Origin of the sequence: Falsiroseomonas sp. (assembly GCF_041690465.1) — a bacterium.
In the GTDB taxonomy this organism is placed as follows: domain Bacteria; phylum Pseudomonadota; class Alphaproteobacteria; order Acetobacterales; family Acetobacteraceae; genus Falsiroseomonas.
On the sequence record NZ_JAWLHG010000096.1, the window covers coordinates 1 to 3,821 of the forward strand.

Annotated in this window: 5 protein-coding genes; 1 reads left to right on the forward strand and 4 read right to left on the reverse strand. The window is 69.4% G+C overall.

Annotated features, from left to right (window positions below; translation table 11 throughout):
• Positions 1 to 469: 469 nt before the first annotated feature.
• A complete protein-coding gene (locus ACESM1_RS30170; protein WP_372625082.1) occupies positions 470 to 760 on the reverse strand; it encodes an HGGxSTG domain-containing protein in 291 nt (96 codons plus the stop codon).
• Between the two features lie 12 nt (positions 761 to 772).
• Entirely contained in the window at positions 773 to 1,264 is a 492-nt protein-coding gene (locus ACESM1_RS30175) for a hypothetical protein (protein ID WP_372625084.1), read from the reverse strand.
• A gap of 150 nt (positions 1,265 to 1,414) precedes the next feature.
• Between ACESM1_RS30175 and ACESM1_RS30180 the strand changes: the two genes are divergently transcribed.
• Positions 1,415 to 1,600: a hypothetical protein gene (locus ACESM1_RS30180; protein ID WP_372625086.1), complete on the forward strand. Its 186-nt coding sequence runs from the start codon at positions 1,415 to 1,417 to the stop codon at positions 1,598 to 1,600.
• A 274-nt stretch (positions 1,601 to 1,874) separates the two neighbouring features.
• Here ACESM1_RS30180 and ACESM1_RS30185 read toward each other — a convergent pair whose 3' ends face one another.
• Both ACESM1_RS30185 and pgeF read right to left on the reverse strand, forming a co-directional pair.
• Positions 1,875 to 3,026, reverse strand: coding sequence for a M24 family metallopeptidase (locus ACESM1_RS30185; RefSeq protein ID WP_372625088.1), 1,152 nt, complete (start codon positions 3,024 to 3,026; stop codon positions 1,875 to 1,877).
• 3 nt (positions 3,027 to 3,029) lie between these two features.
• A partial coding sequence (gene pgeF, locus ACESM1_RS30190; RefSeq protein ID WP_372625090.1) for a peptidoglycan editing factor PgeF occupies positions 3,030 to 3,821 on the reverse strand: 792 nt, incomplete at its 5' end.

The following is a 3,821-nucleotide window of genomic DNA, read 5'->3' on the forward strand; positions in this document are numbered from 1 at the left end:
ACCACAGCCCGGAAGACCGCGGTGCGGAAGACGGCGGCGCGCAAGCCGGTGGCCAAGCGGGCGGCTGCTGCCCGCAAGTCGGTCGCCCGCAAGCGGATGGCCACCAAGCGGACGACCCGCCGGTAGTCAGCGTTGCTTCGGCAACGACGGCCGGTGTGGCCTTCGGCCCGCTGCGCCGACCATGGTTCGATGTTCCCCAAAGCCGGAGCTTCCGCGCCGGCTTTGGGGGCATCGCCCGACGTGCCCGAGGAAGAAGCCTGAAGTCCCCACCCCTCCAGGCAGAGGGGGGTGAAGGGGAGGCGGCGGCAACCGAACCCGTCTCCCGGATTTCAATCTGCCGCAACGCCCGTGCTTCGGCTATCCGAACGGCCAGGTGACGACGCCGCCATCAGGTGCCTTGATGGAAGCGAAGCATCCGCGATCGGGGTGATTAAAACGTCTTTGCCGTTGTTTCGACGCGGGCTATGGATCAGAAGTCATCCATCTCCTTCAAAACTCGCCGGCCTGTCCGGATCAACTCCCCGATCTCTCGCCGCTCTGCCTTCGCCTCGGCTGTCGTGAGCCCGTGCTTGAGCGCGTTCTGACTGTATCTCGGCGCCCCGGAGCCTTTCGCGCCGCCATGCATCCGACAGCGCCGCCTGCCCTTCACCGCCGGTGCCCGGCAGGGCGTGCCGCCCCGCGTCCGCGCGCCGCAGCGCGGGCTGGCCTGCATCGGCCCGGTCGCCGCTGGAACTGGCGCGCGCACTGTCCCGGTCCCCATGGCTTATAGCGCCTACGGCTGCTCCCGGCTCACCGTGCCGACGATCGCCTGCCCGCCGGACTCCACCCGCACATGCTCCACCGTCACCTTCTGCTGCCCCTTGCCGCGGTTACGGTTCAGGGTCTCCACCTGCTTCGCATAGAGCGCGAGCAGGCGGCCGGCCTGCCGCAGGTTCGCTTCGCGCACCGTCAGGTCCTGGTCGGGCAGCATCGCCCGGCGCAGGCACTCCATCGCCGCGCCGTGCGTCGCCACCATCTGCGTCGCCAGCATGCCCTCCATCTCGTCGCGCGGCGCGAGGCCCTTGAGCGCGGCCACCGCCGCCTCGATCCGCTCCACCCGCTCCGCCTCCCCAAGGTGGGCCGGCAGCCAGAGCGCGTCCGCCACCTGGGTCACCAGCCGCTCGGCCAGCCGCTGATCCGCCGTTCCCACGATCGCCGCGGGCGAGCCCGCGCCCTCCGCCCGAATCGTCAGTGCCCGGCTCGCGCCACCCTGCCGTCCGCCCATCGCCTTCCTCCGCCGCTACCATTGATTGCGTAATGATAACGCATATTACGTAATTTCGCAAGGGCAGGGCGAGCGGGCCGCGGGTCGGCCTCGGTCTTGTTTCGTGGCCTTATGGTCGTAAACTCGAATAAGCGGGGCAGGGGGGAAGTCATGCGCTGCGTATTCGGCGAAGTCGTCGGCGAGTTCTTGGGCTGGCTCTGGCGGACCATCGTCTGCGTCTTCACCGAGCATCTGCTCGGCAAGTCGCGAATAGTGTGGGGAATCGTCATGGGACTGACGCTTCTGGTCCTTGTTCTTCTCGTCGGCGCCGCCCTGAACGCCTTGTTCTTCCACTGAAAGGACCTCGACGTCGCGGGGGCGGCGCGCCGTCGGTCGACAGGCTGCGGACTGTTCACGAAGCGACATTCCGCATGTCGCTTCCCCCTTTGCATGGGGTTATTTTGCGAGTCCGGGAAGAAGGTCCCCGTCCAAAGGCCGGTGGGGCCGCGTCAAATCATGACGCAGCTCACCATGAGGCCGAGCAGGCAGAGCGCCAGGAAGATGATCAGATGCGGCATCGGGCGTGCCCCTCATCCTTCGCCAGGCTCAGGATGAGGTCCTTTCCAAACCCTCACTTCACCACGAGGTCGAGCGGCCGCTGCGACAGCGTCTCGGCGCCGCGCTCGCCGACCAGCACGGTCTGGCCGGTCGTCATCGCCAGGCCGGCGTCGCTGTCGAAGATGATGATGTGGATGAAGAACACCATGCCCGGCGCCGCCGGCTCCGGGTTGCCGGCATAGAACATCGGCCAGTCCATCCAGTTCGGCGCGAAGGTGGCGCCGAGGCTGTAGCCGGTCGCGTTCATCCGGTGCGCCTGATAGCCGGCGCCGTCGAGCACCCGGGCATGGGCCTCGAACACCTCGCCGATCGGCAGGCCGGGCAGGAGGGCCGCCTTGCAGGCCTCGAGCGCGTCGACCGCCACCTTGTGCATCTCGATCTGCCGCTCCGGCGCCTTGCCGATGCACAGCGTCCGCATCAGGCAGGAGTGGTAGTGGCAATAGACCCCGGCGAACTCGATCGTGAGCTGGTCCTGCGCGTCGAGATGGCGCCGCCCGGTGAAATAGCGGCAGAGCAGGGCGTCGCGGCCGGAGCCGATGATGTACTCGTTGCTCGGGTCGTCGCCGCCGCCGCGGAACACCGCCCCCTGCATCGCCGCCATGATGTCGCCCTCGAACACGCCCGGGCCCGCCAGCCGGTTCGCCTCGTCGAGCGCGGCGTCGGCCAGCTCGGCGGCCTTGCGGACATAGGCGATCTCTGCCGGGCTCTTGACGACGCGCAGACGACTGACCAGGTCCGAGCTGTCCATCAGGGTGCAGAACCCGTCCAGCGTCACCATCAGCCTGAGGCCGTTGCGCGCGGTCAGGCCATAGGCCTCCAGCTCGACGCCCAGCTTCTTGCCGCGGCAGCCATGCTCGTCGAGGATCGCCATCAGGTCGCGGGTCGGCTCCGCGTCCGGCGCGTCGCGCCAGATCCGGATGTCGTCGATCACCGAGGTGTGCTGCGCCTGCCTGAGGTCCGGCGCCCGCGTCAACAGCGTCATCCGGCCGTCGGTGCCGAGATAGAGGCACTGGAAGAAGACATAGCCGAAGGTGTCATAGCCCGTCAGGTAGTACATGCTCTCCTGACGGAAGATCAGCAGGCCGTGCAGGCCGCGCTCCTCCATGAGCCGGATCGCGCGGGCGCGGCGCCCGGCCAGTTCCTCGGTGCTGAAATGCAGGGCCATCTCCTACTCCTCCTCGACGAGACCGATCAGTGAAAGTCCGCGGCCGTAATCGGGCTCGCCCCGCAGCGTCGCCCGGCGATAGCTGAAGAACCGTTCCGCCTCGGCGCAGGTGTCGTGGGGCAGCCGGCAGACGCGCCGCAGCCCGGCCGCGGCCAGCCGGGCGGCGACATAGCCGGGCAGGTCGAACATGAAATGTCCCTCGCGCCGGGAGGGGCAGAAGAAGGCGGCGTTCGCCGGGTCGTCGGCCAGGAACGGCTTCGGGAAATCCGGCCCGACCTCGTAGGAGCGCTGGGCGATGCAGGGGCCGATGCCGGCGCGGATGCGCGCGCGCTCCGCGCCCAGCTCGACCATCGCCGCCACCGTCGCCTCCAGCACGCCGCCCTGCGCCCCGCGCCAGCCCGCATGGGCGGCGCCGATCACGCGGGCTGGCGCGTCGGCGAACAGCACCGGGGCGCAGTCGGCGGTCAGGATGCCCAGCGTCACCCCCGGCCGGTCGGTCACCATCGCGTCGACCTCCGGCGCGTCCTCGCGCGGCCAGGGCCGCTCGACCCGTGCCACCCGGGCGCTGTGGACCTGATAGGCGGTGACCAGCGAGCCTGCGGGCAGGTCGGCGCGGGCCAGCGCGCGGGCGCGGTTCTCCGCCACCCGGTCCGGAGGATCGTCCTTCGCGCCATAGCCGCAGTTCAGCGAGGCGTAGATCCCCTCGCTGACCCCGCCGGCGCGGGTCAGGAAGCCGTGGCGCACGCCGGCAAGATCGTTCAGGGCGCCCAGGGTGATCATGGCAGGGTGATCATG